We start from the raw sequence: 26,480 nt of genomic DNA, 5'->3' as shown, positions 1-26,480 counted from the left end.
TGAAGAGGTTTTGCCACTGAATCCTTTGATCGATCATCGATCAGGGAGTTACAGTCGCCGACGGGTCCTCACCGGGACCTCGCCCTGTCCTGCCAAAGACAACGGGCACCCCCACCCAACCCCTTTCGACTCAGGAAGGCGTGCGGCGACTATGACCGACCCCATGCGCATCCAGCCGAGCGAGCTCGACCAGCTCCCGGACCGCGACCCCGAGGAGACCGCCGAATGGCGGGCCTCCCTGGACGCCGTTACCCAGGCGGCCGGGCCGCACCGCGCCGCGTACCTCATGCGGCGCACCCTGGAAGGCGCCGAAGCGGGCGGCCTGGCGCTGCCGAAGCTTCTTGAGACGGACTACGTCAACTCCATCCCGACCGCCGCCGAGCCGGAGTTCCCGGGCGACGAGGAGATGGAAGCCAAGATCACCGCGTACAACCGCTGGAACGCGGCGGCGATGGTGACCCGCGGCAGCAAGCACGGCGTCGGCGGCCACATCGCCACCTTCGCCTCCGCGGCCTGGCTGTACGAGACCGGCTTCAACCACTTCTTCCGCGGCAAGGAGGGCGACGGCTCGGGCGACCAGCTCTACATCCAGGGCCACGCCTCGCCGGGCATCTACGCCCGCGCCTTCCTCGACGGCCGCCTCTCCGAGCAGCAGCTCGACAACTTCCGCCGCGAGGCGGGCGGCAACGGCCTGCCGTCGTACCCGCACCCGCGTCGCCTGCCCTGGCTGTGGGAGTTCCCGACGGTGTCCATGGGCCTCGGCCCGCTGTCCGCGATCTACCAGGCGCGGTTCAACCGCTACCTGTCGGCGCGCGGCATCAAGGACACGTCGAACTCGCACGTGTGGGCGTTCCTCGGCGACGGCGAGATGGACGAGCCCGAGTCGACCTCGGCGCTCACGCTCGCCGCCCGCGAGGGTCTGGACAACCTGACCTTCGTCATCAACTGCAACCTGCAGCGCCTGGACGGCCCGGTCCGCCCGAACTTCCGCGTGGTGCAGGAGCTGGAGGCCCAGTTCCGCGGCTCCGGCTGGAACGTCATCAAGTCCATGTGGGGCAACGCCTGGGACGAGCTGTTCCAGCTCGACACCACCGGCGCCCTGCTTCGCCGTCTGCGCGAGGTCCCGGACGCCCAGTTCCAGACGTACCAGACCCGCGAGGTCGCCTACATCCGCGAGAACTTCTTCGGCGCCGACCCGGCGCTCGCCGAGATGGCCAAGGTGCTGTCCGACGACAAGATCTCCGAGCTGTTCCACGTCTCGCGCGGCGGCCACGAGCCCCGCAAGGTGTACGCGGCGTACAAGGCGGCCGTCGAGACCAAGGGCAAGCCGACCGTCATCCTGACGCAGACGGTGAAGGGCTTCACGCTCGGCAAGGGCTTCGAGTCCAAGAACGCCAACCACCAGATGAAGAAGCTGACGATCGACGAGTTCAAGGACATGCGTGACCTCCTTGAACTCCCGATCCCGGACAGCCACTTCGAGGACGGCGTCGTCCCGTACGCCCGCCCCGCCGAGGACTCCCCCGAGCTGCGCTACCTCCAGGAGCGTCGCGCCGCCCTGGGCGGCCCGGCCCCGGCCCGCCGTACGCAGCCGCTCGCGCCGCTGCCCGCGCCCGCCGACAAGGCGTTCGCGTCCTTCGACAAGGGCTCCGGCTCGCAGTCCGTCGCCTCGACGATGGCGCTCGTACGGCTCCTGAAGGACCTCGTACGGGACAAGACGTCCGGCAAGCGCTGGGTGCCGATCATCCCCGACGAGGCGCGCACCTTCGGCATGGAGTCGCTGTTCCCGTCGCTCGGTCTGTACTCGCCCAAGGGCCAGACGTACGACCCGGTCGACCGCGACCAGCTCATGTACTACAAGGAGTCCGAGTCCGGCCAGATCCTCAACGAGGGCATCAACGAGGCCGGTTCGCTCGCGGACTTCATCGCCGCCGCCACGTCGTACGCGACGCACGGCGAGCAGATGATCCCGCTGTACATCTTCTACTCGATGTTCGGCTGGCAGCGCACCGGCGACCAGTTCTGGCAGCTCGGCGACCAGATGGGCCGCGGCTTCGTCATCGGCGCCACCGCAGGTCGCACGACGCTGACCGGTGAGGGTCTGCAGCACGCGGACGGCCACTCGCCGATGATCGCGGCCACCAACCCGGCGGCCCTGACGTACGACCCGGCCTTCGCCTACGAGATCGCCACGATCATGAAGGAAGGCCTGCGCCGCATGTACGGCGAGGCCAAGCCGGGCGAGGACCAGGACGTCTTCTACTACCTGACGGTCTACAACGAGCCGATGCCGCAGCCCGCCAAGCCGGCGGTGGACGGCCTCGACGAGCAGATCATCAAGGGCCTGTACCGCTTCAACACGGCGGAGACGGCCGGGGTGGACGTGGCGGCGGCGAACGCCCCGCGCACCAACCTCATCGCCTCCGGTACGGCGATCCACTGGACGCTCAAGGCGCAGCAGCTGCTCGCCGAGGACTGGGGCGTGGCCGCCGACGTGTGGTCCGCGACGTCCTGGACGGAGCTGCGCCGCGACGCCCTGGAGGCCGACGAGGCGCTCCTGAACGGCGAGGAGCGCGTGCCGTTCGTCCGCCAGGTCCTGGCCGGTGCGGAGGGCCCGGTGCTCGCCGTGTCCGACTACATGCGCCAGGTCCCGGACCAGATCGCGCAGTGGGTCGAGCAGGACTACACCTCGCTGGGCGCCGACGGCTTCGGCCTCTCGGACACCCGCGAGGACGCCCGCCGCCACTTCGGCGTCGACGCCGAGTCGATCGTCGTCGCGGCCCTCGCCCAGCTCGCCCGCCGCGGCGAGGTCAAGGCGACGGCCGTGAAGGAGGCGCGCGAGCGCTACGGCCTGTAGTACCCCGAGTTCACGGGCTTTGCGTGCCCCGTCCCGATTGCCGGGGCGGGGCACGCGTGCGTGAATGGACGCGTCCGCTCCGGGGCCCCGTTCGCGTTGTGGGAGGCGTATCTCCATGAAGATCTCCAAGACTCCCTCGGCGCCGTGCTGGGCGGATCTGTCGACCACAGAGCCGGAGGCGGCCCGGTACTTCTACGAGGCCCTGTTCGGCTGGCGCACCCGGTCGACCGAGGACCCCACGGTGGGCGGGCACGGCAGGTTCGCACTGGACAGCCCGGACGGGCCGAAGGTGGCGGGGGTGGGACCGGTGCTGCGCCCAGGACAGCCCGCCGCCTGGCTGCCGTACTTCCAGTCCAGCGGCATCGACGCGGTCACCGCGCGCGTGAGCGGCAACAACGGCCGGGTCGTCTCGGGTCCGATCGGCGTCGAGGAAGAGGGCAGGCTGGCGGTCTGCCAGGACCCGGCGGGCGCCGTGTTCGGCCTGTGGGAGCCGCAGGAGCACGCCGGGTTCGAGGTGGTGAACGTGCCGAGCAGCTTCTGCTGGTTCGAACTCGTCACGCGGGACGGTGCGGGCGCGGTGGACTTCTACCAGTCGGTGCTCGGCTGGGGCGCGCGCCGGGACGACTCCTACACGCAGTGGTCGGTCGCGGACGAGCCCTTCGGCGGCATGGTCGACATGTCGGCCGGCGACTTCCCGCCCGAGGTGCCCTCGCACTGGAACCTGTACGTCGCCGTGGACGATCCGGACGCGGTGGCGGAGCGCTGCGCTGAGCTGTCGGGGCACGTCCTGGTGGCGCCCACGTCGATCGCTCCCGGCCGGTTCGCGATGCTGGCGGACCCGCAGGGCGCGGCGTTCTCGGTGATGCGCTTCGCGGCCTGAGGGGCGGCCGGTTCGGGTCGGTTGTCAGTGGGGCGGTTCATGATGTCGGTATGCGTGCTGCCCGCCTGATCAAGATGGTGCTGTTGCTCCAGTCCCGGCCGTCCATGACCGCGGCCGAGCTGGCGCGCGAGCTGGAGGTGTCCGAGCGGACGGTGACGCGGGACGCGCAGGCCCTGTCGGAGGCGGGGGTTCCGGTGTACGCGGACCGGGGGCGGGCCGGTGGGTACCGGCTGATCGGCGGGTACCGGACGCGGCTCACCGGGCTCGCGCGCGGCGAGGCGGAGTCGCTGTTCCTGTCGGGGGTGCCGGGGGCGCTGCGCGAGATGGGACTTGAGGACGCGGCGTCGGCGGCGCACCTGAAGGTGTCGGCGGCGCTGCTGCCGTCGCTGCGCGACGCACCACAGTCGGCGGCGCAGCGCTTCCACCTCGACGCGCCGGGCTGGTTCAAGGAGCCGCAGCCCCCGGAGCTGCTGCCCGCGATCGCGGAGGCGGTGTGGGAGGACCGGGTGCTGCGGGTCGGGTACCGGCGCACGTCGCTGGGTCAAGAGGAGGACGTGGAGCGGGAGTTGGAGCCGTACGGCCTGGTGCTCAAGGCGGGCGTCTGGTACCTGGCGGCGGCGGTGCGCGAGGCGGACGCCTTCCGGGTGTACCGGGTCGACCGGTTCACGGTGGTGACACCGGGCGAGGAACGGTTCGAGCGGGCCGAAGGGGAGGAGGCGTTCGACCTGCCCGCGTTCTGGGAGGAACGGGCGGCGCAGTTCGCGCGGGCACTGCTGCGGGCGGAGGTCGTCGTGCGGCTCACGCCCGCCGGAATACGTCAACTGCCGTACGCCACCGACGCGGCGTCCGCCCGGGAGGCGCTGGAGTCGGCGGGGGACGCGGGCGCCGACGGGCGGCTGACGGTGACGCTGCCGGTCGAGTCGGAGGACGTCGCGTACACGCAGCTCATGGCGCTCGGACCGGAGGCGGAGGTGGTGGCTCCGGTGGCGCTGCGGGAGCGGTTCGCGCAGGCCGCGCGGCGGATGCGGGGGTGGTACGGGTGAGGGGGAGGCTGCCGGGCGCGGGGTGCCGTCGGCATGTGCATGCGTAACGAAGTGGAAGACGTCGTGCGCTCGGCGTGCGGCCCATCTCTCCAGGGCCGATGCTGGTCCCGTGATGGACGAGACGGAGTTCTGGGAGATCGTGGACAGCACGCGTGAGGCCTCGGGCGGCGACCCCGAGGACCACGCCGAGTTGCTCGTCGAGCGGCTGCTGCGGTTCGATCCCGACTTCGTGCTCGACTTCGCGCGGCACTTCGAGTCCCGCTACAACCGGGCGTACCGGTGGGATCTTTGGGGGGCGGCGTGGGTGCTGCTCGGTGGGGCGAGCGACGACGCGTTCGACTACTTCCGGTGCTGGCTGATCGGCCAGGGCCGGGAGGTCTTCGAGGGGGCCCTGCACGACCCGGACTCCCTGGCGGAGCTCCTCGACGAGTTCGACGACGAGGTCGACGGCGACGGCGAGGAGATCGGCTACGCCGCGGACGAGGCGTACGAGCAGCTGACCGGGGCGGTCGCCCCCGACCTCGGCATCGCGGCGGCCCCGGCGGAACCGGTGGGCACGCCCCTGGACTTCGAGGACGACGGGGTGATGGCGCGGACGTATCCCCGCTTGACGTCCCGTTTCGGCTAGCCGTCCCCACGCCTCGGGGCTCCGCCCCGGCCCCCGCTCCTCAAACGCCGGAGGGGCTGGAAAGACCCGGGGCTCCGCCCCGGCCCCCGCTCCTCAAACGCCGGAGGGGCTTGCTTGTGCCGCGCGGATCGCCTGGTCCACCCCCGGGTGGGCGAACTCGAAGCCGGACTCCAGCAGCCGCGTAGGCACCGCACGGGTCGACCCCAGAACGTCCCCCGCCATCTCGCCGAGGGCGACCCGCAGCGCGAAGGACGGCACGGGGAACGGCGTGGGCCGCCGCAGCACCCGCCCCATCGCCGCCGTCACCTCCCGGTTCGTCGCCGGCTGCGGCGCCGTCAGGTTCACAGGACCGGCCAGCCCGTCCGTGTCGAGAAGGTGGCGCAGCGCCGCGACATGGTCGGCGAGCGCGATGTACGACCAGTACTGCCGCCCGTCCCCCAGGCGCCCGCCGAGCCCCGCCTTGAACAGCGGGAAGAGCTTGCCCCAGGCGCCTCCGCCACGGGCGACGACGAGCCCGGTGCGGGCGAAGACCGTGCGGATGCCGGCCTGGTGGGCTGGGGCCGCCGCGGCCTCCCACTCGACGCAGACGGAGGGCAGGAAGCCGTCGCCCGCGGGGGCGGACTCGTCGACGCTCCGGCTGCCCGTGTCGCCGTAGTAGCCGACCGCGCTCCCGTTGAGGAAGACCCGCGGCGGGGTGTCGAGGGCCGCCGCCGCCCGCGCGAGCGCCTGCGTACCGAGGACCCGGCTGTCCCGGATCTCCCGCTTGTACGCGGCCGTCCACCGGTGGTCGCCGACCCCGGCCCCGGCCAGGTTCACGATCGCCTCGCACCCGGCGAGCCCGGCGAGGTCGACCTGTCCGTCCTTCGGTGCCCACCGCACCTCGTCCGCCGCCCGCGGCGCGCGCCGCACCAGGCGCACCACTTCGTGCCCGTCGTCGGTCAGGGAACGCACGAGCGCCGAGCCGATGAGTCCGGAGGCGCCCGCCACCGCGAAACGTGTCATGGGCCCATCCTGCCCGTCGTACAGTCGGCCGCATGTCAGCCCCCGAGGACACCGAGGTCCACATACGTTTCGCCGTCGCCGACGACGCGGCGGCGCTCGACCGTCTCGACCGGGACACCTGGTCGTATCTGCATGCGGTGCGGCCGCTCGACCCGGAACCCGCGCCGTTCTTCAACGAGCGCTTCGGCCCGCGCGACCACCTCGTCGCCGAGTCCGACGGCCGCGCCGTGGGCTACGTACGGCTCGGATTCCCGACGCCCCTCGAATCGAACGCGCACGTCCGCCAGATCCTGGGCCTCGTCGTCGCGGACGCGGCCCGCGGGCGCGGCGTCGGCCGGGCTTTGGTGCGGGGCGCCGTCGAGCTGGCACGGCGGCAGGGCGCGCGGCGGATCACGCTGCGCGTGCTCGGGCACAACACCCCGGCGCGGAAGCTGTACGAGGCGGAGGGCTTCGTCGTCGAGGGCGTGCTGCCGGAGGAGTTCCTGTTGGACGGGTCGTACGTCGACGACGTGCTGATGGGCCGCCCCCTGTAGCCCCCGGCCGGTGGCGCCGCGGTCACGGCGTGCGACGCCCGACGACTCGTAGCAGGGTGAATTGACACCTCGCCCGTTCCGCCGCGGAAGGAGCCGTAGCCGCATGACCAGGCCCTGGCCCGTGGCGCGCCGCAAGGACGAGGCGCGGCGCGCCTGGCTGCGGGGCGCGCCGCCGCCGCGCTGGGTGCGCTGGCTTCCGGTCGTGCTGCTCGTGGGGCTTTACGCGCTGCAGGTCGTCACCCGCCACCGTTTCGAGCTGGCGTTCCTGCTCGGCGCGATCCCGCCGCTGGCCGCCCTGACATACGGTCCCGCGGTCACGGCGCTGTTCGGCGGCTGCGTCGTGCTGCTCCTGAACCTGCCGCGGATCGGCTTCGGGCGGCCCGGCAGCGGCGACGTGCTGACCGTGGCGTTCGTCGCCGTCCTCAGCGTCGTCATCGCGTGGGTGCGCAGCCGCAGGGACGAGCAGCTGGTGACGGTGCGTACGGTCGCGGAGGCCGCCCAGTTCGCGGTGCTGCCGCCGCTGCCGGAGCGGGTGGGCGCCGTGCGCTGCGCGGGCCTGTACCGGGCGGCGCACCGCGGCGCCCTGGTCGGCGGCGACCTCTTCGACGTACGGAAGGGTCCGACGGGCGTACGGGCGGTGGTCGGCGACGTACAGGGGCACGGCCTGTCGGCGGTGGGCACGGTGGCGGGGCTGCTCGGCGCGTTCCGGGAGGCGGTGCTCGACCAGCCGGACCTGGAGGGGGTGGCGGCGCGGCTCGACCGGCGGCTCGTCGTGGACACGGCGGAGGACGAGCACGCGGAGCTGTTCGCGACGGCGGTGCTGCTCGAATTCCCCGACCCCGGCCCCGGCGAGCCGCCCGTCGTGCACGTCATCAGCTGCGGTCACCCGCATCCGCTGCTGCTGCGCGAGGGGCGGGTGACGGAGCTCGACGTGCCGTCGGGGGCGCCGCTCGGGCTGGGGCTCGCGGAGCTGGCGCCGCCCGAGCGGCTGACGTTCGAGCTGCGCCGCGGGGACCGGCTGATCGCGCCGACGGACGGGGTGACGGAGGCGCGGGACCAGGCCGGCGCGTTCTATCCGCTCACCGAACGGCTTCCGCAGTTCGCGGGCGAGGATCCGGCCGGGCTCACGGACGCGGTGTGGCGGGACGTGATCCGGTTCGCCGGGTCGGTCAGGGACGATCTGACGCTGCTGGTCTTCGCCCCGGTGGTGCCCGCGTCGGGGACCGTCGATGGCGCCACGCCGACCCCGGGCGTGCCTCGTGAGGCGTGAGGTGTGAACGTAGGCGCATGAAGAACCCGGGACTCCCGCGCCGCCAGGGACACCGCCGCGCCGCGGTCACCGCCTCCGTACTGCTGCTGCCGCTCGCCGTGTCCACGCTGACCGGCTGTTCCGACGACGACGGGGCGACCAATCCGCCGCCGGCCGCCTCGCCCGCCGCGACGGCGAGCGGCGCCCGCTGTGTGACGGACCCGTCGGCCGACGACCACGGCCCGGACGCGAAGCCGCGCGCGACGTCGGCGTACACGGTCGACGACAAGACGGTGCAGGCGAAGGCGCAGAAGGAGTTCAAGACGACGACGGGCGACAGGTCGGCGCTGCTCGTGTCCGGTTCGGGGAAGCTGACGACGCGCGACGGAAAGGTGATCAAGCACGGGGGCACCTCGTCCGTCACGGCCTCCGACGGGCACGGCCTGAACGCGGCCGCGCTCGCCCGCGACGGCGGCACGCTCACCATGTCCGGCGGCCGGATGTCCACCAAGGGCAAGGGCGCGACCGGGGTGTTCGCCTCTGGCGAGGGCGCGAAGGCCACGCTCAGCGCGGGCGGCATCAAGACGAAGGGGTCGTCGGCGCGTGGCGTCACGGCCTCGCACGGCGGGGCGCTCGACCTGACGTACGTGGAGGTCGACACGGCGGGCGCGCAGGCGGCGCCGGTGGCGGTGGGGCCGGGCGGCGGGAAGGTCACGGTGTCGGGCGGCACGATGACCTCGGCGGGCTGTGGTTCGCCGGGCGTGCAGACGGCGGGCGAGGTGTCCTTGTCCCAGACGCTGTTCGACCTGGCGAACTCGGAGGCGTTCACCGTGGAGGCCGGGGGTTCGCTGTCCCTGGAGGACGTGCGGGCGGCCGCGGCGGCGGGCGGTGTGGTGCTGCGCGGCGACGGCGACACCTCGTTCACGATGACCGGCGGCGCGGTGCAGGCCTCCGACGGTGACATCTTCGCGGTCCAACAGGCCGACGCGGACATCGAGTTGGGCGGCAAGGCCGAGGTGAGCACGAAGGACGGGAAGCTGCTGCGGGTCACGGACAAGGGGACGGCGACGTTCACGGCGGACGGCGAGAAGCTGAAGGGCAGCGTGGCGGTGGCGAAGGGCTCGTCCGCCGATCTCGACCTGAAGGGCTCCAGCAAGCTGGACGGGAAGATCGTGGGCGCGGCGGCGCTGAAGCTCGGCCCGAAGACGGAGTGGTCGGTGTCCGGCGACTCGACCCTGAAGGGCCTCACGCTGGCCGACGGCGCGAAGGTCTCCGACGTGATCGTGGGCAACGGCCACACGGTGAAGTACGACAAGGCGTCCAGCCCCGACCTGCGCGGAAAGAAGTACACGCTGGAGGGCGGCGGCACGCTGAAGCCCGCGTGACGCGGCCAGGGACCGGCCCACCGAGTCCCGCCTGACGGGCCCAGGGGCCGACCACTGCAGCCGCGCCACAGGCCCGCCGAAAACCACCCACCGCCCCAGGGCGCGACCCACCGCAAACCGCGCGACAAGCCCAGAGGGCGACCCGCCGCAAACCTCCCAGCACGCCCAGAGGGCGACCCGCCGAGGAACGCCCGGCCAGGCGGGAGAGACGACCCATTGAGGAACGCCCGAGCGGTCAAGGGGTGGGGCGCAGCGCCCGCCCCCGCTCGTCCAGGAGTTGGCCCATGCGCTTGATCGCGCGCAGGCCGGTGAGCCAGCGCACCACGCGTACGTCGGGGAACCGCTCCGCGAGTGTCGCCGCGAAGGGGTGGGCGTCCGCGAGGGACGGGAGCCAGAGGGAGACGATGAGGTCGGCCTCGCCCACGCAGGTGGCGACGAGCCGGGTGTCGGTGCGGGCGGCGAGGGCGCGGGCGGTCTCCTGGAGCCGGTCGGCCGGGACGCGCAGCGCGACCACCGTGGTCACCGGCCAGCCCGCCACCTCCCACGCGAGATCGCAGCGCACCGCGACCCGCCCGTGGTCGAGGAGCCGGCGCAGGCGGCGCCGCACCGTGGGCTCGCTGACGGCGGCGGCCTCGGCGAGCGCCGCGTAGGAGGCCCGCCCGTCGGGGGCGAGGGCGGCGACGATCCGCCGGTCGGCCGGGTCGAGTGGCGTGCCGGGAGGGGGAGTTCGTACGGCGCCCCCTGCCGAGGCCCCCGCCGCTTCCCGCAGCCTGCGCGCCTGCGCCGGGCTCAGGGCGCGCAGCCGCCACTTGCTGCCCTCCTTGTAGATCCGGGTCACCCAGCAGGTGCTGGACTGCAGCAATCCGTCGACCGCGGCGAACGGGCCGAGCATGTAGTCGGCGAACGCGTGCCGGTCCGCCGCGATCACCGTGAGGTGCAGGTCCCCGTCGCCGGAGACGATCTCGACGGAGAGGATCTCGGGGTGGGTGGCGAACGCGGCTGCCATCTCGTTCAGTCGGCCGGGCGCGCACACGGCGGTGACCAGCGCGTTCACCGGGTCGCCGAGCTGTCCGGCGAAGTCGGGCCGGTAGGCGCTGACCCAGGCGAGGCCCGCGTCGGATAGCCGGCCCCAGTGCCGGGCGGCGGTGGACGGGCTGATGCCGAGGACGTCACCGAGCACGTTCCACGGCACGCGCGGGTTGATCTGGAGCGCGTGCAGCAGTTGCAGGTCGGTCTCGGAGACGGTGACGGATTCCATCGGCGGCAACGTAACAGGTGACGGATTTCGGCCAGTCCCGTGGATCTTGCCGGGGGCTGTCGCACGGTGGTCCGCAATTCGGCCGCCCCCGCGCCGCCGGACCCCGCACCGCCCCGCAGTTCCGCACCGCCCCGCAGTTCCGCACCGCCCCGTAGTTCGCCCCCGCCGCGTGTTCCAGGAGCGTTCCCTTGACCGTGCCCCCACCCCCCGCGCAGGCCGCCGCCGAGCCCTCTGCCGCCGCTCCCGCCCGGATCGGCGCCGTCGTCGGCTTCATGGCCTTCGTCGAGCTGACCAGCGGCATCTTCCAGGGCTTCGTGCCGCCGCTGCTGCCGTCGATCGCGGGCCTGCACCAGGTGTCGGCGGGCGACATCGCCCTCGTGAACAGCCTCCAACTGCTGGCCGCCGCGGTGTGCGTGCCGATCCTCACCAAGCTCGGCGACATGTACGGGCACCGGCGCATGCTGCGCATCGCGCTCGCCGTCGTGGTGCTCGGCTCGCTGCTCGTCGCGTTCGCCCCGTCGTACGAACTGCTGCTCCTGGGGCGGGTGTTGACGGGTCCGCTGTCGGCGTGGCTTCCGCTGGAGATCGCCATCACCCGCGACAAGGTGCAGGGCGACGCGGGCCGCCGGGCCATCGGGCTGCTCGTCGGCTGTCTGACCGGCGGCGTCGCGCTCGGCTCGCTGATCGCGGGCCCGGCGGAGGACCTGCTCGGCGGGGTGCGCCCGGCACTCCTCGTCCTCACGGTGCTGGCCGTACTCGCGTTCTGCTGCGCCCTGTTCCTGATACCGGAGACGTCGACGCGCGCCGCGCGGAAGATCGACGGGCTCGGCTTCCTGGGGCTCGCGGTGGCACTGCTCCTGCTCCAGTACGGGCTCTCGCAGACCTCGCGGCTCGGCTGGGGCTCGTCGACGGTGCTCGGCTGTCTGCTCGCCGGGCTGGTGGTGCTGCTCGCGTGGGGCTGGTGGGAGCTGCGGACCGCGCACCCGGCCGTCGATCTGCGGGTGATCGGGCACCGTTCGATGTGGCCTGTGCAGCTCGCGGCGATGCTGTTCGCGATCGCCCTGTTCGGCTCGCAGTCCCCCAACTCGACGTTCCTGGCGGCCCGTTCGCAGGAGGCGGGGTACGGCTTCGGCCTCGACACCACCGGCATCGCGCTGCTCCTGCTGCCCAGCCAGGTCGCCTCCGTGATCGGCGCGGCTCTGCACGCGAGGATCGCCGCCAGGATCGGCCTGCACCGCACCATCGCCACCGGCGCCGCGCTCCTCGCGCTCGGGTACGGGGCGCTGTGCGTGGCCCACGGCAGCGAGGCGGCGTTCCTCGTCACGGTCACCCTCACCGGCTGCGGCATCGGCCTGATGTCGGGCGCCTTCCCCTCGCTCGTCGCGGAGCGCTCCCCCGCCGGGCAGACCGGGATCGCGGCGGGCGTCTACAACACGCTGCGCACGCTCGCGGGCGGCGTCGCCGGCGGCCTGTTCGCCGTCGTCCTCAGCAACATCCTGCTCGCGGACTCCGCGCTGCCTTCGGCGGAGGCGTACCGGATCGTGTGGCTGGCGTGCGCGCTGTCGGGCCTGGGCGCCGCCGGTCTCGTCCTGTTCGCGCGCCGCCGCACGACGGACTGAGCCCACCCCCGTCTACGTAGAACTCCCGCACAACTTCCTTCCTACGAAAGGGACTTCACGCATGCCGAACGCACCGATCGAGCCGACGACCGAGCACGGCTTCCGGGAGCGCGCCGAGGCCATCGCCGCCGAGCTGACCGAGCTGCGCCACGCCCTGCACCGCGAGCCGGAGCTCGGCCTCGCGCTGCCGCTCACGCAGCGGAAGGTGCTCGCCGCGCTCGAAGGCCTCCCGCTGGAGATCACGACCGGCAAGGCGCTCGACTCGGTGACGGCGGTCCTCCGTGGCGGCCGTCCCGGACCCGCGGTGCTGCTGCGCGGCGACATGGACGCGCTGCCGCTGACGGAGCTGGCCGACGTCCCGTACAAGTCGCGGATCGACGGCGTGATGCACGCGTGCGGGCACGATCAGCACACGGCGATGCTGGTGGGCGCGGCGCGGCTGCTGTGCGAGCGCAAGGACGAGCTGCCGGGCACGGTCGTCTTCATGTTCCAGCCCGGCGAGGAGAGTTACGACGGCGCCCGGCACATGATCGACGAAGGGCTCCTGGAGGCGGCGGGGCAGCCGCTGGTCGGCGCGTACTCGGTGCACGTGGCGTCGAACGGCGCGGAGTGCGGCACGTTCAGCGCCCGCACCGGCACCCAGACGGCGGGCAACGCCGAGCTGAGCGTCGTCGTGCGCGGCAAGGGCGGGCACGGCTCGACCCCGCACACGGCGGCCGATCCGGTGCCGGTCGCGGCGGAGATGGTGCTCGCGCTGCAGAACCTGGTGACGCGCGCGGCCTCCGTCTTCGACCCGGTCGTACTGACCGTCGGCATGTTCCAGGCCGGTACGAAGCTCAACATCATCCCCGGCACCGCCGAGTTCGAGGCGACCGTGCGCTCCACGTCACCGGAGGCGATGGCCGACTTCCTGCCGCGCGCGGTACGCCTGGTGGAGGGCATCGCCGAGGGCTGGGGCATGACGGCGGACGTCGACGCGCACGAGGTGTACCCGGCGCTGATCGCGGCCGAGGAGGCGGTGGAGCTGGGCCGCGAGGTCGTCGACGAGCTGTACGGCGGCTCCAGCTGGCACTACGACCGCCACCCGATCATGGCGTCGGAGGACTTCTCCCGGGTCACGGCGGTCGCGCCCGGCGTCCAGCTCGGCCTCTCCGCGCGCCCCGCCGACGTCCCCGAGGAGACGGCCCCCTTCAACCACTCCCCGTACGCAATCTTCGACGACGCGGCGCTGCCGCGCGGGGCGGCGGTGCTGGCGGGGATGGCAGCGAAGCGACTCGCCCAGTCAAGCCCCTGCGGCGATTGAGCGCGACACGGCCGGGCACATCAAGCCCCTACCGCGATCGATCACGACACAGCCAGGCACATCAAGCCCCTACCGCGATCGATCACGCCGCAGCCAGGCACATCAAGCCCCTACCGCGATCGAGCACGACACAGCCGGGCACATCAAGCCCCTGCGGCGATTGAGCAGCGGGGTCCGGGGCGGAGCCCCGAGGCGTAGGAACGGTCGACGTCACACCGGGACGGTACGGTTCAGCGGCGCTTTTGCAGCGCCGCCGCCCGCTCCCTGATCTCCGGGAGCTTCCCCATCAGGGCGAGCCCGGGGCAGAACGTCTCGTAGCCGTCCCGGTGCCCGGAGATCGCGAAGAACCTGTGGGGCGTTCCGGTGCGGAACCGGGCCAGGTCGTTGCTGGACACGAGCCGCACCCGGGAGCGCGCGTCGATCCCGGACAGGCTCAGCTTCCACGCGGCGACGGCGGCGATCGCGTCGGTCATCCTCTTCGGCACCGGGGTGCCCTCGGTGAACGTGCCGATCGCGGCGATCCCCGCCGTGTCCTGGTTGAAGCCCTGCGTGTGCGCGCCGACGACGGGCTTGGCGGCGCCGCCCGCCCGCCCCTCGTAGATCTTCCCGCAGCGGTCGACGAGGAAGTTGTAGCCGATGTCGTCCCACTCCTTGCCGCCCGTCGCGCCGCCGCCCGCCTGCCCCGCGTACAGGTCGCGGATGATGCGCGGCGAGTCCGCGCAGTCGTAGTCGTTCGGCGAGTCGGTGTGGTGCAGGAAGACGGCCTTGACGCGGTCGCCGTAGCGGACCGGGTCGCGGTGGTACGTCTCGGCGCCCGCGAGCCATGTGCCGCGTGGCACGATGCGGGGGCGCGCCGCCACCCGCGCGTCGTGCCCGCTCGCCGCCGCGGCCCGTTTCACCGGCACGGCCACGGCCGGCAGCACGCCGCGGGCCGTGGCCCCGAACCGCTCGGGCCCCGGCCGGTCGACCGCCACGGCACACACCACGAGGAGCCCGAGGGCCAGGGCCCCGGGCAGCCAGCACAACACCATCCGTAGAACACGCACGTCTCCCACCCTCGGCCCGTCCGGTCATGTGCGGTCAGCCACAGTGGGCCAGGTGGCGGAACCATTGGGGGCGCGTGGGCGTTTCTTACCGATATGGACCTCCACATATTCGACGTGCTGCTGCTCGTGGTGGCCCTCGCCTACGCCGTGCACGGCTACCGGCGCGGCCTGCTCGCGGGCCTCGTCTCGCTGGCCGGATTCGTGGGCGGTGCGGTCGTCGGCGTCTGGCTGCTGCCGTACCTGATGGAGACGGTGACGCCGGGCACCACGTCGGCCACGGTCGTCGCGGTGCTCACGGTGCTGGTGCCTGCGGTCGCCGGGCACGGGCTCGCCGGGCTGCTCGCGGCGCGCATCCAGGGCGGCATGTCGCACGCTCCGGGGCCGCTGCGGGTGGCCGACGGGGTGGGCGGTGGCGCGGCGAGCGCGGTCGCCGTCCTAGTGGTGGCGTGGGTCGCGGGCAGCGTCCTCGTCGCCTCGTCCTCCACGCTCATCAACCAGGCGGTCCGGAACTCGACGGTGCTCGGCGCGGTGCAGCGCACCATGCCGTCGACGACCCCGTCCTGGTTCTCGCAGGCCACGGGCGCGCTCACGTCGGCGGGCTTTCCGCAGGTCTTCGACCCGTTCGCGAGCGAGCCGCCCGCCGAGGTGGCGAAGCCGTCCGGGGACAGCGTCACCACCCAGGCGACCAGCGCGGCGCAGCGCAGCAGCGTCAAGGTCCAGGGCGCGTCCGGCACCCAGGGCCGCGAGGGCAGCGGCTTCGTGTACTCGTCCGAGCGCGTCATGACCAACGCCCACGTGGTCGCGGGCATCGACGACCCGACGGTCCGGGTGGGCGGCACCGGCCACTCGTACGACGCGGAGGTCGTCCTCTTCGACCCCGACAAGGACGTGGCGGTCCTCTACGTTCCCGGGCTCGACGCCCCCTCCCTCCGCTTCGACGACTCGGCGAAGCGCGGTGACGCCGCCGTCGTCGCGGGCTACCCGCAGGACGGCGGCCTCGACCTCCAGGCGGCCACCGTCGACGACACGATCAAGGCGGCCGGCCAGGACATCTACGGCGACGGCAACGTCACCCGCGACATCTACTCGATCCGCTCCACGGTCCTGCCCGGCAACTCCGGCGGCCCGCTCCTCGACACGGACGGCGAGGTGTACGGCGTGGTGTTCGCCCGGTCCACGACGGACGACGGGACGGGCTACGTGCTGACGGCGGACGAGGTGTCCTCCGACGCGCAGCGGGCGGCGAACGCGACGACGCCGGTGGACACGGGGGCGCTCGTCCAGTCGTAGGACGGGTTACGCCAGGGACTCCGCGGTCGGCACGACCACTCCGTACAGGTCGCCGATCGTCGCCATCGCCCCGAGGTGCAGCTGCTCGGCGGGCACCTCGACGCCGCCGACGGAGGCGAGCGGCCGCGTCGCGCAGGCGTCGGCGACGACGGTGGGCTTGTTGCCGCGCAGGAACGCGCCCTGCGAGGTGAACTGCACGCACATGTGGGACATGAACCCGATCACGACGAGGTCCTTGTGGCCCGCGGCGTCGACGCGCTCGCCCAGGTCGGTGCCGACGAAGGAGTCCGGGGCGGGCTTGACCACCACGGCCTCGCCCTCGACCGGCGCGACGTCGGGGTGGATCCCGCCGATCTCGGCGCGGATGTCGTAGGCGGAGCCCTCGCCGCCGTCGTGCTGCACGTGGATGACCGTGGAGCCGGCCTCGCGGGCCCGCGCGAGGAGCGCGGCGGCGTTGTCGAGGGCGGCCCGCCAGCCCTCCAGCTCCATCACGCCACGGGTGTAGGTGTTCTGGTAGTCGACCAGGATCAGCGTCGCGTCGGCGAGCGAAGCGGGGGTGTCGTCGAGGCCGTTGAGGGTGCGAAGAGTCGTCTTTGTAGCCATGCCTGAAACGCTACGAGCGGTGCCGCCATGTCGGCAATGACGGCTAACATGCAGATTCGGACATGCCGCATGCCCTCAAGTGGACAGGAAGCGATCGTGAACGCCCCCGAACGACTCGTCGTCATCGTCCTCTTCGAAGGCGTCGACCTGCTCGATGTGACGGGCCCGCCCGAGGTGTTCTCGCTGGTGCGGCGCGAGAGCGGCGACACGCCCTACCGGGTCCTGCTCGCCGCCGAAACCCTGGACCCGGTCACCACGTCCGCGGGCGTACGCGTCCTGCCCGACGTCACCTTCGACGCCGCGGCCCGCCACCGCATCGACACGCTCCTGGTGCCTGGCTCGGTCGAGGCCGACCCGGAGCGCGGGGTGCGCGCCCTCGCGGAGCCCGCCGTGGTCGACCGGGTGCGCACGCTCGCGGGGCGGGCGCGGCGGGTCGCGTCGGTCTGCGTCGGGGCGCATCTGCTCGCGGCGGCCGGGCTGCTCGACGGCAGGCGGGCCACCACCCACTGGTCGACCGCGCGCCAACTCGCCGAGGAGCACCCGGAGATCGACGTCGACCCCGACCCGATCTTCATCCGCGAGGGAGACGTCTGGACCGGCGCGGGCATCAGCTCCTGCCTCGACCTCGCCCTCGCCCTGGTCGCCGAGGACCTCGGCGAGCGGACGGCGCTGCGGGTGGCCCGGCAGCTGGTGATGTACCTGAAGCGGCCGAGCGGCCAGAGCCAGTTCAGCGTGCCGCTCGCGCAGGCCTCCACGACACGCCGCGTGGACGACCTGCGCCAGCACATCACCCGGCACCTCGACGCGCCGCTCACCGTCGCGGACCTCGCCGAGCACGCCCACGTCAGCGAGCGCCAGCTCACCCGGATCTTCAAGTCCGAACTGGGCACGACACCGAGCGCGTACGTCGAGTCGGCGCGCGTCGAGCGGGCGCGACAACTCCTTGAGTCGGGCGACGACACGCTCGACCGGATCGCCGCCACCTGCGGCTTCGGCACGACGGACACGCTGGTGCGGGCGTTTCGCCGCCAGCTCGACACGACACCGACGGCGTACCGGCACCGCTTCCGCGTATCCGTATAGCGGCCCGGTTCAGTAGTGGGTGCCGCCGTCGATCCGGACCTCCGTACCGGTGATGAACCTGCCGTCGTCGGAGGCCAGCATCGCGACGACCCCGGCGACCGACTCCGGCCCGGCGAAGCCCTCACCGAGCGAGGGCGACAGCTTCGCGAACAGGCTCCAGTCGGTGTCCTCCGGCAGCCCGGGGCCCTGGCTCTGCTTGCTCTCGCCGGAGCCGTCGGTCATCCCGGACGAGATCGACCCCGGCTGCACGGCGGTGAACCGGACGCCCTGCTTGCTGTACTCGGCGGCCAGCGCGTGCGTCATGGACTGGATGCCGCCCTTGCTCGCCGCGTACGCCGCCATGTACGGGTGGGCGAACATCGCGGACGTGGAGCTGAAGTTGACGACGGCCGGGCCGTTGCCTTCGAGCAGCGCCGGTATCGCCTCGCGGATCATCAGGAAGGTGCCGGTGAGGTTGACCGCGAGCACCTGGTTGAACTCGGCGAGCGTCGTCTTCTCGGTGTGCGAGGAGCGCAGGATGCCGGCGGCGTTCACGAGCACGTCGAGCCCGCCGAGCGCCTTCACGGCCGCGGCGACGGCCTCGCGAACGGACGCCTCGTCGGCGATGTTCACGACGACCGTGAGCAGCCGCTCGGCGCCGGCGCCGGCCTTGCTCACGGTGTCGGCGAGCCCGGCCTCGCTGACGTCGGCGGCGACGACCCGGCCGCCCTCCGCCAGCATGCGCAGCACGGTGGCCTGGCCGATGCCGGACCCGCCGCCGGTGACCAGCGCGCGGCGCCCTTCGTAGCGGTTCAGGGAGTTGGGGCGGTTCTGGCTGTTCATGGCGACTCCTTACGTTCCTGTGTGCGTCCTCGCACGATGCTCACCGTACGCCTGGGTGGCACGTTTTGCCATAACGACTTTTTGTGCCAGTTGATTCCCCGTGCGGTTACGCTTCGTCGGGTGAACGAGCCCAGAACGCCCTCCGCGCAGCCTTCTCTCACCGAGCGCCGCAAAGCGGCGACGCAGCTCGACATCGCCCGCGCGGCGATGGAGCTGTTCACCGAGAAGGGCCCCGACGGCACCACGGCCGAGGAGATCGCGCGGGGCGCCGGGGTCGCGCTGCGCACCTTCTACCGCTACTTCCGCAACAAGCAGGACGCGGTGGGCCCGCTGCTCGCGTCCGGCGGCGACCGCTGGCGCGAGCTGCTGGCCGCGACGGAGCCGGGCACCCCGCTGGCGCAGGCCCTCGAATCGGCCGCGCAGGCCACGCTCTCGCCCCCGGACGAGGAGGCCGAGGAGGCGCTGCACCGCACCCGGACCCTGCTGCGCGCGGCCCAGGACGACCCGGCCCTGCGCGCCGTCTGGTACCGGGTCAACCAGGAGTCCGAGGAGAAGCTGCTCGCCGTGGTGATCCGGCTCGCGGGCCGCGACGCGGACCCCCTGGAGCTGCGCCTGACGGCGGCCGCCGCGACCGACGCGATCCGGGTGGCCCTCGAAGTGTGGTCCACGACGGACGCCGAGACCTCGGGCCCGGACTCCCCCGCGGCCCTCGCGGTGCGGGGGCTGCGGCACTTGGCGGCGGGTACGACGCCGTAAACCGGTGCGGCGGGCGGGGCGGAAAGCGGAACGCGGTCGTGCGACCGCCGTGCCCCGTGCCGACCCCCACGCGCGACTGACCGGCGTACGCGGCGCACACCTACGCTCGATCGAGATCCCCGAAGAGCGAGCCACCGGGATCCCCGAAGCGCGAACTCACGTATCCCGAGGGCTTATTGGGGGCACGAGACCCTCCGGATGTCACCCGCCAGCCGCCAGCCGCCCGCCACCCGACCCGCCGGAGGCACACCGTGCTCGACCCCGCAGACGCAAGCCCGGGAGCCATCGTCGTCGTGGGCGCCGGGGTCGCGGGCCTCTCGGCCGCCCAGCACCTGACCAGGGCGGGCCTGCGCCCGCTGGTCCTGGAGGCCGCCACGGGCATCGGCGGCCGCATGTCCACGGAGAAGGTCGACGGGTTCCGCCTCGACCGGACCGGGCAGCCGCTGTGCACCTCGTACCCGGAACTGCGCCGCACCCCCGCCCTCGCCCCGCTCGCCCTGCGCCGATTCTCCCCCGGCGTCCTCGTGCACAGCGAGGGCCTGCGCCACCGGGCGGGCGAGCCCACCGGCCCCCGGCGCACAGGGGGCGCACTCAGCGCGGCACGCGCCCTGGCGAGCGCTCCCCGGACTCCGCGCCGTACGCGCCCCACCCTCGGCACTCCCCTGGACCACGCCCGCCTGGGCGCGGCCCTGTCCCGTCTCGCGGCAACCCCGCCCCCTCGCCTCCTCACCCGCCCCGAACTCCCCATCACCCAGGCCCTGTCGACCCGCGGCCTGCCTCCCTCCACCCTCCACGGCTTCGTACGCCCGCTGCTCTCGGCACTCCTCTGCGACCCGGACCTCACGACCTCAAGCCGCTGCGCGGACCTGGCCCTGCACGCCTACGCGGCGGGCCGCCTGGCGCTCCCCGAGGGCGGCGCGGACGCGCTGCCGGAACTCCTGGCGACGACGCTCGCGCCCGACACGGTCCACACCGGCGTACGCGTCACGGCCGTCGCCACGAACGCGGTCACGACCTCCGAACTCGGCCAACTCCCCTGCCGCGCGGTCGTCCTGGCGACGGGCGCGCACGACGCGGCGCACCTTCTGCCGGGCCTGCGCGTCCCGCCGTTCCACGAGGTCACGGTCGTCCACCACGCGGTGCCCGAGCCCCCGCTCACGGACCCCGCCCTCCTCCTCGACGCCGACCGCCTCGGCCCGGTCGCCCACACCACGGTGGCCAGCCAGGTCGACCCGACACGCGCCCCCGCGGGCCGCGCCCTGATCTCCTCGACGATCCTCGGACCACCCCCCACGGACCGCGAACTCCGCTCCCAACTCGCCGCGCTCTACGGCACGTCGACCTCCGACTGGGAAACCCTCGCCGTCCACCACGACCCGCACGCCGTCCCCGCGATGCCGGCCCCGCACGACCCGCGCCGCCCGGTCCGCCTCCTCGACGGCCTGTACGTCTGCGGCGACCACCGCGACACCAGCACCCCCCAGGGCGCCCTCCACTCGGGCCGCCGCGCCGCCCACGCCCTCCTCACCGACCTGGGCCTCCACACCCCAACCACCGCCAACCCCCCTACCACCGACGCCGCCTGACCCCCATTCCGCGTCCGCCCCCGTGGCACACCTCCGGGGGCGGACGCCCCCACACACCACGGCCCCCTCCCCCGCCCGGCAACCGAGGCCCGGGACCCGCATTTCAAGCCCGCCCGGCAACCAAAAACCGGGACCCACATTTCAAGCCCGCCCAGCGACCAAAAACCGGGACCCACATTTCAAGCCCGCCCAGCGACCAAAAACCGGGACCCGGATTTCAAGCCCGCCCAGCGACCAAGAACCGGGACCCGGATTTCAAGCCCGTCCGGCGATTGAGGACCGGGGCCCGGGGCAGAGCCCCGCGACGTCAACCCACTTTCAAGCCCGCCCGGCGACCAAGAACCGGGACCCGGATTTCAAGCCCGCCCGGCGATTGAGGACCGGGGCCCGGGGCAGAGCCCCGCGACGTCAACCCCGCCCGACGCACACCATTCCCGGCACCCCCGCCCCACCTCACCCCAACGCCGCAACCCTCTCCCGATACCCCCGGACGGGCCCCGCATCGCGATACGGCTCCAACCGCCTCTCGAACTCCCGCACATACTCGTGCGCCCGCACCGACCGCATCTCCGCCGCCGCCACCGCCGCCTCCGCCCCAATCGCACAGGCCGTGTCCAACTCCCCGAGCCCCAACCTCGCCGACGCCAACACCACCCGGCAGAACAACCGGCTCCGCGCGAACCCCGGCGCCCGCAACTGCAACGACCGCTCCGCGTGCTGCGCCGCCGCCCGGTACTGCTGCAGGTCCCGGTGGCAGTGCCCGAACTCGTCCGCGAGCTGCGCCTCGTCGAAGAACCGCGCCCACGACGGCACCTCGTCCCCGGCCCGCACCGCGCCCAGCGCCCGCTCGGCCCGCACCAGCGAAGCCGTACAGGCCCGCACCTCACCGAGCACCCCGTGCCCGCGCGCCTCGGCGGCGTGCAGCAGCCCCTGCACGGCGGGCGGCGCCGCTCCCCCGACCCCCTGCTGGGCGACCCGCGCGAGCTGCACCGCCTCCCGCCCATGCCCGAGGTAGACGGCCTGCCGGCTCATCGTGACCAGCACGTACGACCCGTACATCCGGTCCCCCGCGGCCTGCGACAGCCGCAGCGCCTGCACGAAGTACCGCTGGGCGAGCCCGTGCGCCGCGATGTCGTACGAGGTCCAGCCCGCGAGCCGGGTCAGATCGGCGACCGCGCAGAACAGCCGCCGCCCGTGCTGCTCCCCGTACGCCCCGCGCAGCATCGGCTCGGCCTCGTGCTCCAGGTACCGCACGAGGGCCTGGCGCGCGTGCCCGCCCCCGTACGCGTGGTCGAGCGCGCGGAACAGTTCGCCGACGGAGCGCAGCGCCGCGATGTCCCCGGTGGTCACCCGGTGCCCGGGCCCGCGCTCGGTCTGCCCGCGCTGCCGCGGCACCGCCGCGCCCACGGCCTCCAGGACCGGCGCGGGCCGCCCCTGCACCGGCACCCGCGACAGCTGCTCACCGTGCGCGACCCGGTCGTCGGCGCGGCCGATCAGCCAGTCGCGGCTGGGCACGACGAGCCCGGCCGGGGTGAACGCGATCTTGCGGAGTTCGGCGTGCGAGCCGGAGTCCTTGCGCCACAGGCCGCTGACGATGTCGACGGCCTCCTCGGGCGATGCCGCGAACTCCAGGCCCGCGTACACGGGCGCGCACGCGTCGAGCCCGAGGTCCTGCGCGGAGAGCCGACGGCCGAGGCGGCGCGTGAACACCTCGGCGATCAGCGCGGGTGTCGTCCCCCTGGGCTGCTGTCCACGCAGCCATCTGGTCACGGATGTCTTGTCGTAGCGAAGGTCGAGACCGTGTTCCAGACCGAGTTGGTCCACGCGGCGCGCGAGGCCCGCGTTGGAGAAACCCGCCTCCGCGATGAGCGCGGAAAGCTGGCGGTTCGGGGTGCGCTGCGGAGGTCGTTCCGTCATGCTGTGCGATTGCCTTCCGGGCCCTTGGAAGCGATAAAGGGGGGCCATGGACTGCCCCCCTTTGGTCGCGGCTCCTTTATGGAACGGCGTGCGCCGTGACCGGTTTCCGCTCACGGACGGCGCTGAAATTATCACGGAGCGCACACGGCGTCCCCCAGACGGCCCAGCCAAACCACTCCTTCATCCGATCGTGTGACAAACCCCGCGAGGGGTGGACAGTTGCAGTGGACACTGGAGCGGAGCCCTCCACGGCGGCGCCGCGAACCGGAGCCGTACAGTTGCTCCGGGCGCGTTGTATGCACGGTGAAGGTTCTTAGGGAGGCACTTGCCGTGAGTGAGTTCCGGTTCGTCCGCATGGGTTTCGGTGCGGACATGGTCGATTACCAGGTGGCCTGGGACGAGCAGCGCCGGGTGCACGCCGCCCGGTTCGCCGACGAGGTGCCCGACACCTGTCTGCTCCTTGAGCACCCGCCCGTCTACACGGCAGGCCGCCGCACCGCCCCCGAGGAACGCCCGCTCGACGGCACCCCGGTCATCGACGTGGACCGCGGCGGCAAGATCACCTGGCACGGCCCTGGCCAGCTCGTCGGCTACCCGATCCAGAAGCTCCCGCGCCCGGTGGACGTGGTCGCGCACCTGCGCCGCCTGGAGGACGCGATGATCGCGGTCTGCGCCGAGTTCGGCATCGAGGCCGCGCGCGTGGAGGGCCGGGCCGGGGTATGGGTGCTCGGCGATCCCATTGAGCGACGTACGAACCTGGGCGGTCTGTCCCTGGACTTCAATCCGCGCCTCAGCAGCGAGGACGAGGAGTTCGACCACCGCCTCGTCGGCCCCGAGTACGCCCCGTCGAACGCCGGGCAGCGGCACGAGGACCGCAAGATCTGCGCGATGGGCATCCGCGTCGCCAAGGGCGTCACGATGCACGGCTTCGCGCTGAACGTGAACCCGGACACCTCGAACTTCGACAAGATCATCCCGTGCGGCATCCGCGACGCGGGTGTGACCTCCCTCTCGTACGAGCTCGGGCGCGAGGTCACCATGGACGAGGTGCTGCCGATCGCGGAGAGGCATCTCCAGGACGTGCTGGGGAACGCGGACCTCAAGCCCCGCGTCGTCGAAAAGGCCTCGGCGTAACCCCGCAGCCGTACCCGCCCCCGGGAATGCACCCCGCCGGCCACCGGTTGGCCACCCGTGAGGGCCATGAACATCACGGGCGTACCCTGATGTACGCCGAGGAATCAAAGCTTTAGGGAGCCGGTCGTGTCCGCAGTCGCACCCGACGGACGCAAGATGCTGCGCCTGGAGGTCCGTAACGCTCAGACCCCCATCGAGCGCAAGCCCGAGTGGATCAAGACCCGGGCGAAAATGGGTCCCGAATACACCAAGATGCAGAACCTCGTGAAGTCCGAGGGCCTGCACACGGTCTGCCAGGAGGCGGGCTGTCCCAACATCTACGAGTGCTGGGAGGACCGCGAGGCGACCTTCCTCATCGGCGGCGACCAGTGCACCCGGCGCTGCGACTTCTGCCAGATCGACACCGGCAAGCCGGAGCCGCTCGACCGTGACGAGCCGCGCCGCGTCGGCGAGTCCGTCGTCACCATGGACCTGAACTACGCCACGATCACCGGCGTCGCCCGCGACGACCTGGAGGACGGCGGCGCCTGGCTGTACGCGGAGACGGTCCGCCAGATCCACCGCCAGACCACCAACCGCGCCGACGGCCGCACCAAGGTCGAGCTCCTGGCCCCCGACTTCAACGCGAACCCGGAGCAGCTGGCCGAGGTCTTCTCCTCCCGCCCCGAGGTCTTCGCGCACAACGTCGAGACGGTCCCGCGGATCTTCAAGCGGATCCGCCCCGGCTTCCGTTACGAGCGTTCGCTGAAGGTCATCACCGAGGCCCGCGACTTCGGCCTCGTCACCAAGTCGAACCTGATCCTCGGCATGGGCGAGACCCGCGAGGAGATCTCCGACGCGCTTCAGCAGCTGCACGACGCCGGCTGCGAGCTGGTCACCATCACGCAGTACCTGCGCCCGTCCGTGCGGCACCACCCCGTGGAGCGCTGGGTCAAGCCGCAGGAGTTCGTGGAGCTGAAGGAGGAGGCCGAGCAGATCGGCTTCTCCGGTGTGATGTCGGGCCCGCTGGTCCGCTCCTCGTACCGGGCCGGCCGGCTGTTCCAGATGGCCAAGGAGAAGCGCGGCTCGTACGTGGCCTCGCAGGCCGTGTGAATTCAGGCACAAGAGGCTACTGATCGGTAGTGGCCGGTAAGACGCGGTCCTGACGATCCCCGCAGATAGGGGGCACCGTCAGGGCCGCTTCTGCGTTTGAGGAGCGAGCGCCGAGGCTTCATGGGTGTTTGACCGTCCGGTCACGCCCTGGTAACACCAATCAGTGACCCTGAAATCACGCCTCGTACACCCCGTACCAACGCCGTGATCAGTCCTGGATCATTCCTTGATCAGCCTCCGAGAGGGACCTCAGCCATGCAGGCCGCGCCCGTTCGCGCCACCGCCATCCCGACCGTCACCGACGCCCTGCGCGCCGTCGAGTCGCTGCTGATGAGCAGCGGCCAGCGCACCGCTCGCCGCAACGCCTGGACCTCCGTCCTGGAAGACCGTCGCCGCGCCAAGGACCGGGTCGAGGCGCAGCGCGTCCTGGAAGCCGCCGCCTCACGGGGCTGAGCGAACCCCTGAGCGAACCAGGGGCCGGTGCGGGTTCTTCCCGCCTCCCCGGCCACGTAGACTTCAAGACATGGCGAGGAAGGAAACTGCAGCGGACGCTGCTAACACCGGGCGACTCAAGCAGATCGCCCAGACCTACAAGATGACCCGCAGGGTCGACACCAAGATCGGTCTCGTACTCGCGGGCGTGGGTATCGTCACCTTCGGTGTCCTCCTCGCGATCGGTTTCTTGATCGGTCACCCCATCTACCTCGGAATTCTCGGCCTCCTGCTCGCCCTCCTCGCGATGGCGATCATCTTCGGGCGCCGGGCCGAGAAGGCGGCCTTCGGGCAGATGGAGGGACAGCCCGGCGCTGCCGCGGCCGTGCTCGACAACATCGGCCGCGGCTGGACGACGACCCCCGCGGTCGCCATGAACCGCAGCCAGGACGTGGTGCACCGCGCGGTCGGCAAGGCCGGCATCGTGCTCGTCGCGGAGGGCAACCCGAACCGGGTGAAGTCGCTCCTCGCGGCCGAGAAGAAGAAGATGGCCCGCATCGTCTCGGACGTCCCGGTCCACGACTTCGTCGTCGGCACCAGCCAGGGGCCCGAGGGAACGGTTCCGCTGAAGAAGCTCCGTACGACGATGCTGAAGCTGCCGCGCGTACTGACCGGCCCCCAGGTGACCGCGACCAACGACCGGCTGAAGGCCATGGGCGACCTGATGTCGAACATGCCGCTGCCGAAGGGTCCGATGCCGAAGGGCATGAAGATGCCGAAGGGTGGCGGCGGCCGGGCCCGCTGACACTCTCCCTCTACGCACATGTGGCGGGCCGGGAGCCTCCAAGGTTTCTGCCCGCCCCTCCCGTTTCTTGTCACCTCGTTTTCTCTTGTGCCGTCTGCGCGGCCTGTTCTCTTGTTTGCGTGCAATACCCGTACAACTCGCCCACACGTCCTGCACC

The 26,480-nt window shown here is 72.4% G+C and carries 23 protein-coding genes; 17 read left to right on the top strand and 6 right to left on the bottom strand.

Annotation, left to right across the window (positions count from 1 at the left end; genetic code table 11):
- Positions 1 to 151: 151 nt before the first annotated feature.
- From aceE to RBJ65_RS25785, 4 genes are all read left to right on the top strand, one after another.
- The gene (gene aceE, locus RBJ65_RS25800; RefSeq protein WP_306323534.1) at positions 152 to 2,857 is read left to right on the top strand and encodes a pyruvate dehydrogenase (acetyl-transferring), homodimeric type; all 2,706 of its coding nucleotides are present in this window, start codon (positions 152 to 154) and stop codon (positions 2,855 to 2,857) included.
- Positions 2,858 to 2,972: 115 nt separating this feature from the next.
- The gene (locus RBJ65_RS25795) at positions 2,973 to 3,737 is read left to right on the top strand and encodes a VOC family protein (protein WP_306323533.1); all 765 of its coding nucleotides are present in this window, start codon (positions 2,973 to 2,975) and stop codon (positions 3,735 to 3,737) included.
- 50 nt (positions 3,738 to 3,787) lie between these two features.
- Positions 3,788 to 4,780, top strand: a complete 993-nt coding sequence (locus tag RBJ65_RS25790; RefSeq protein ID WP_306323532.1) for a YafY family protein — start codon at positions 3,788 to 3,790, stop codon at positions 4,778 to 4,780.
- Between the two features lie 112 nt (positions 4,781 to 4,892).
- Entirely contained in the window at positions 4,893 to 5,408 is a 516-nt protein-coding gene (locus RBJ65_RS25785; protein WP_306323542.1) for a DUF4240 domain-containing protein, read from the top strand.
- Between the two features lie 93 nt (positions 5,409 to 5,501).
- On the opposite strand, the gene RBJ65_RS25780 is transcribed toward RBJ65_RS25785, so the two are convergent.
- Positions 5,502 to 6,410 carry a TIGR01777 family oxidoreductase gene (locus tag RBJ65_RS25780; protein ID WP_306323531.1) on the bottom strand — a complete coding sequence of 303 codons (909 nt, stop codon included), beginning with the start codon at positions 6,408 to 6,410 and terminating at the stop codon, positions 5,502 to 5,504.
- A 32-nt stretch (positions 6,411 to 6,442) separates the two neighbouring features.
- On the opposite strand from RBJ65_RS25780, the gene RBJ65_RS25775 reads away from it, so the two are divergent.
- The 3 genes from RBJ65_RS25775 (at position 6,443) to RBJ65_RS25765 (ending at position 9,577) form a co-directional block, all read left to right on the top strand.
- Entirely contained in the window at positions 6,443 to 6,943 is a 501-nt protein-coding gene (locus RBJ65_RS25775) for a GNAT family N-acetyltransferase (RefSeq protein ID WP_306323530.1), read from the top strand.
- A 103-nt stretch (positions 6,944 to 7,046) separates the two neighbouring features.
- A complete protein-coding gene (locus tag RBJ65_RS25770; protein ID WP_306323529.1) occupies positions 7,047 to 8,213 on the top strand; it encodes a PP2C family protein-serine/threonine phosphatase in 1,167 nt (388 codons plus the stop codon).
- A 17-nt stretch (positions 8,214 to 8,230) separates the two neighbouring features.
- Complete coding sequence (locus RBJ65_RS25765; protein ID WP_306323528.1) at positions 8,231 to 9,577, top strand: hypothetical protein; 1,347 nt, start codon at positions 8,231 to 8,233, stop codon at positions 9,575 to 9,577.
- 235 nt (positions 9,578 to 9,812) lie between these two features.
- Here RBJ65_RS25765 and RBJ65_RS25760 read toward each other — a convergent pair whose 3' ends face one another.
- Positions 9,813 to 10,835 (bottom strand): Lrp/AsnC family transcriptional regulator, encoded by a 1,023-nt coding sequence (locus RBJ65_RS25760; protein WP_306323527.1) that lies wholly within the window; start codon positions 10,833 to 10,835, stop codon positions 9,813 to 9,815.
- A gap of 194 nt (positions 10,836 to 11,029) precedes the next feature.
- On the opposite strand from RBJ65_RS25760, the gene RBJ65_RS25755 reads away from it, so the two are divergent.
- Both RBJ65_RS25755 and RBJ65_RS25750 read left to right on the top strand, forming a co-directional pair.
- The gene (locus RBJ65_RS25755) at positions 11,030 to 12,454 is read left to right on the top strand and encodes an MFS transporter (protein WP_306323526.1); all 1,425 of its coding nucleotides are present in this window, start codon (positions 11,030 to 11,032) and stop codon (positions 12,452 to 12,454) included.
- 61 nt (positions 12,455 to 12,515) lie between these two features.
- Positions 12,516 to 13,757 (top strand): M20 family metallopeptidase, encoded by a 1,242-nt coding sequence (locus RBJ65_RS25750; RefSeq protein WP_306323525.1) that lies wholly within the window; start codon positions 12,516 to 12,518, stop codon positions 13,755 to 13,757.
- A 230-nt stretch (positions 13,758 to 13,987) separates the two neighbouring features.
- Here RBJ65_RS25750 and RBJ65_RS25745 read toward each other — a convergent pair whose 3' ends face one another.
- Positions 13,988 to 14,803 carry a peptidoglycan recognition protein gene (locus tag RBJ65_RS25745; protein WP_372341452.1) on the bottom strand — a complete coding sequence of 272 codons (816 nt, stop codon included), beginning with the start codon at positions 14,801 to 14,803 and terminating at the stop codon, positions 13,988 to 13,990.
- Positions 14,804 to 14,896: 93 nt separating this feature from the next.
- On the opposite strand from RBJ65_RS25745, the gene RBJ65_RS25740 reads away from it, so the two are divergent.
- Positions 14,897 to 16,093, top strand: a complete 1,197-nt coding sequence (locus RBJ65_RS25740; RefSeq protein ID WP_306323524.1) for a MarP family serine protease — start codon at positions 14,897 to 14,899, stop codon at positions 16,091 to 16,093.
- Positions 16,094 to 16,099: 6 nt separating this feature from the next.
- On the opposite strand, the gene RBJ65_RS25735 is transcribed toward RBJ65_RS25740, so the two are convergent.
- A complete protein-coding gene (locus RBJ65_RS25735) occupies positions 16,100 to 16,696 on the bottom strand; it encodes an isochorismatase family protein (protein ID WP_306323523.1) in 597 nt (198 codons plus the stop codon).
- Between the two features lie 69 nt (positions 16,697 to 16,765).
- On the opposite strand from RBJ65_RS25735, the gene RBJ65_RS25730 reads away from it, so the two are divergent.
- Entirely contained in the window at positions 16,766 to 17,779 is a 1,014-nt protein-coding gene (locus RBJ65_RS25730; RefSeq protein ID WP_372341451.1) for a GlxA family transcriptional regulator, read from the top strand.
- 9 nt (positions 17,780 to 17,788) lie between these two features.
- Here the strand turns inward: RBJ65_RS25730 and RBJ65_RS25725 are convergent, their stop codons facing one another.
- On the bottom strand, positions 17,789 to 18,601 hold the full coding sequence (locus RBJ65_RS25725) for an SDR family NAD(P)-dependent oxidoreductase (RefSeq protein ID WP_306323521.1): 813 nt from the start codon (positions 18,599 to 18,601) through the stop codon (positions 17,789 to 17,791).
- 120 nt (positions 18,602 to 18,721) lie between these two features.
- Between RBJ65_RS25725 and RBJ65_RS25720 the strand changes: the two genes are divergently transcribed.
- Both RBJ65_RS25720 and RBJ65_RS25715 read left to right on the top strand, forming a co-directional pair.
- The gene (locus RBJ65_RS25720; RefSeq protein WP_306323520.1) at positions 18,722 to 19,357 is read left to right on the top strand and encodes a TetR family transcriptional regulator; all 636 of its coding nucleotides are present in this window, start codon (positions 18,722 to 18,724) and stop codon (positions 19,355 to 19,357) included.
- Between the two features lie 251 nt (positions 19,358 to 19,608).
- Positions 19,609 to 20,943 carry an NAD(P)/FAD-dependent oxidoreductase gene (locus RBJ65_RS25715; protein ID WP_306323519.1) on the top strand — a complete coding sequence of 445 codons (1,335 nt, stop codon included), beginning with the start codon at positions 19,609 to 19,611 and terminating at the stop codon, positions 20,941 to 20,943.
- Between the two features lie 453 nt (positions 20,944 to 21,396).
- On the opposite strand, the gene RBJ65_RS25710 is transcribed toward RBJ65_RS25715, so the two are convergent.
- Positions 21,397 to 22,860, bottom strand: a complete 1,464-nt coding sequence (locus RBJ65_RS25710; RefSeq protein ID WP_306323518.1) for a regulator — start codon at positions 22,858 to 22,860, stop codon at positions 21,397 to 21,399.
- A 330-nt stretch (positions 22,861 to 23,190) separates the two neighbouring features.
- On the opposite strand from RBJ65_RS25710, the gene lipB reads away from it, so the two are divergent.
- From lipB to RBJ65_RS25690, 4 genes are all read left to right on the top strand, one after another.
- On the top strand, positions 23,191 to 23,994 hold the full coding sequence (gene lipB / locus RBJ65_RS25705) for a lipoyl(octanoyl) transferase LipB (protein ID WP_306323517.1): 804 nt from the start codon (positions 23,191 to 23,193) through the stop codon (positions 23,992 to 23,994).
- A 126-nt stretch (positions 23,995 to 24,120) separates the two neighbouring features.
- Positions 24,121 to 25,086 carry a lipoyl synthase gene (gene lipA / locus RBJ65_RS25700; RefSeq protein WP_306323516.1) on the top strand — a complete coding sequence of 322 codons (966 nt, stop codon included), beginning with the start codon at positions 24,121 to 24,123 and terminating at the stop codon, positions 25,084 to 25,086.
- 255 nt (positions 25,087 to 25,341) lie between these two features.
- Positions 25,342 to 25,539, top strand: a complete 198-nt coding sequence (locus RBJ65_RS25695) for a hypothetical protein (RefSeq protein ID WP_306323515.1) — start codon at positions 25,342 to 25,344, stop codon at positions 25,537 to 25,539.
- A 70-nt stretch (positions 25,540 to 25,609) separates the two neighbouring features.
- Complete coding sequence (locus tag RBJ65_RS25690; RefSeq protein ID WP_306323514.1) at positions 25,610 to 26,323, top strand: DUF4191 domain-containing protein; 714 nt, start codon at positions 25,610 to 25,612, stop codon at positions 26,321 to 26,323.
- The last annotated feature ends 157 nt before the right edge of the window (positions 26,324 to 26,480 follow it).

Origin of the sequence: Streptomyces sp. KL109B, from assembly GCF_030766935.1 — a bacterium.
In the GTDB taxonomy this organism is placed as follows: domain Bacteria; phylum Actinomycetota; class Actinomycetes; order Streptomycetales; family Streptomycetaceae; genus Streptomyces.
The sequence above is the reverse complement of the archived record's forward strand: the minus strand, read 5'-3'. Positions and strand labels throughout refer to the sequence as shown.

What these genes read in the sequence shown, in the direction of transcription:
- aceE (WP_306323534.1), top strand. Translation starts at nt 152, where the DNA reads ATGACCGACCCCATGCGCATCCAGCCGAGCGAGCTCGACCAGCTCCCG.
- RBJ65_RS25795 (WP_306323533.1), top strand. Translation starts at nt 2,973, where the DNA reads ATGAAGATCTCCAAGACTCCCTCGGCGCCGTGCTGGGCGGATCTGTCG.
- RBJ65_RS25790 (WP_306323532.1), top strand. Translation starts at nt 3,788, where the DNA reads ATGCGTGCTGCCCGCCTGATCAAGATGGTGCTGTTGCTCCAGTCCCGG.
- RBJ65_RS25785 (WP_306323542.1), top strand. Translation starts at nt 4,893, where the DNA reads ATGGACGAGACGGAGTTCTGGGAGATCGTGGACAGCACGCGTGAGGCC.
- RBJ65_RS25780 (WP_306323531.1), bottom strand. Translation starts at nt 6,410, where the DNA reads ATGACACGTTTCGCGGTGGCGGGCGCCTCCGGACTCATCGGCTCGGCG.
- RBJ65_RS25775 (WP_306323530.1), top strand. Translation starts at nt 6,443, where the DNA reads ATGTCAGCCCCCGAGGACACCGAGGTCCACATACGTTTCGCCGTCGCC.
- RBJ65_RS25770 (WP_306323529.1), top strand. Translation starts at nt 7,047, where the DNA reads ATGACCAGGCCCTGGCCCGTGGCGCGCCGCAAGGACGAGGCGCGGCGC.
- RBJ65_RS25765 (WP_306323528.1), top strand. Translation starts at nt 8,231, where the DNA reads ATGAAGAACCCGGGACTCCCGCGCCGCCAGGGACACCGCCGCGCCGCG.
- RBJ65_RS25760 (WP_306323527.1), bottom strand. Translation starts at nt 10,835, where the DNA reads ATGGAATCCGTCACCGTCTCCGAGACCGACCTGCAACTGCTGCACGCG.
- RBJ65_RS25750 (WP_306323525.1), top strand. Translation starts at nt 12,516, where the DNA reads ATGCCGAACGCACCGATCGAGCCGACGACCGAGCACGGCTTCCGGGAG.
- RBJ65_RS25740 (WP_306323524.1), top strand. Translation starts at nt 14,897, where the DNA reads ATGGACCTCCACATATTCGACGTGCTGCTGCTCGTGGTGGCCCTCGCC.
- RBJ65_RS25735 (WP_306323523.1), bottom strand. Translation starts at nt 16,696, where the DNA reads ATGGCTACAAAGACGACTCTTCGCACCCTCAACGGCCTCGACGACACC.
- RBJ65_RS25730 (WP_372341451.1), top strand. Translation starts at nt 16,766, where the DNA reads ATGCCCTCAAGTGGACAGGAAGCGATCGTGAACGCCCCCGAACGACTC.
- RBJ65_RS25725 (WP_306323521.1), bottom strand. Translation starts at nt 18,601, where the DNA reads ATGAACAGCCAGAACCGCCCCAACTCCCTGAACCGCTACGAAGGGCGC.
- RBJ65_RS25710 (WP_306323518.1), bottom strand. Translation starts at nt 22,860, where the DNA reads ATGACGGAACGACCTCCGCAGCGCACCCCGAACCGCCAGCTTTCCGCG.
- RBJ65_RS25695 (WP_306323515.1), top strand. Translation starts at nt 25,342, where the DNA reads ATGCAGGCCGCGCCCGTTCGCGCCACCGCCATCCCGACCGTCACCGAC.
- RBJ65_RS25690 (WP_306323514.1), top strand. Translation starts at nt 25,610, where the DNA reads ATGGCGAGGAAGGAAACTGCAGCGGACGCTGCTAACACCGGGCGACTC.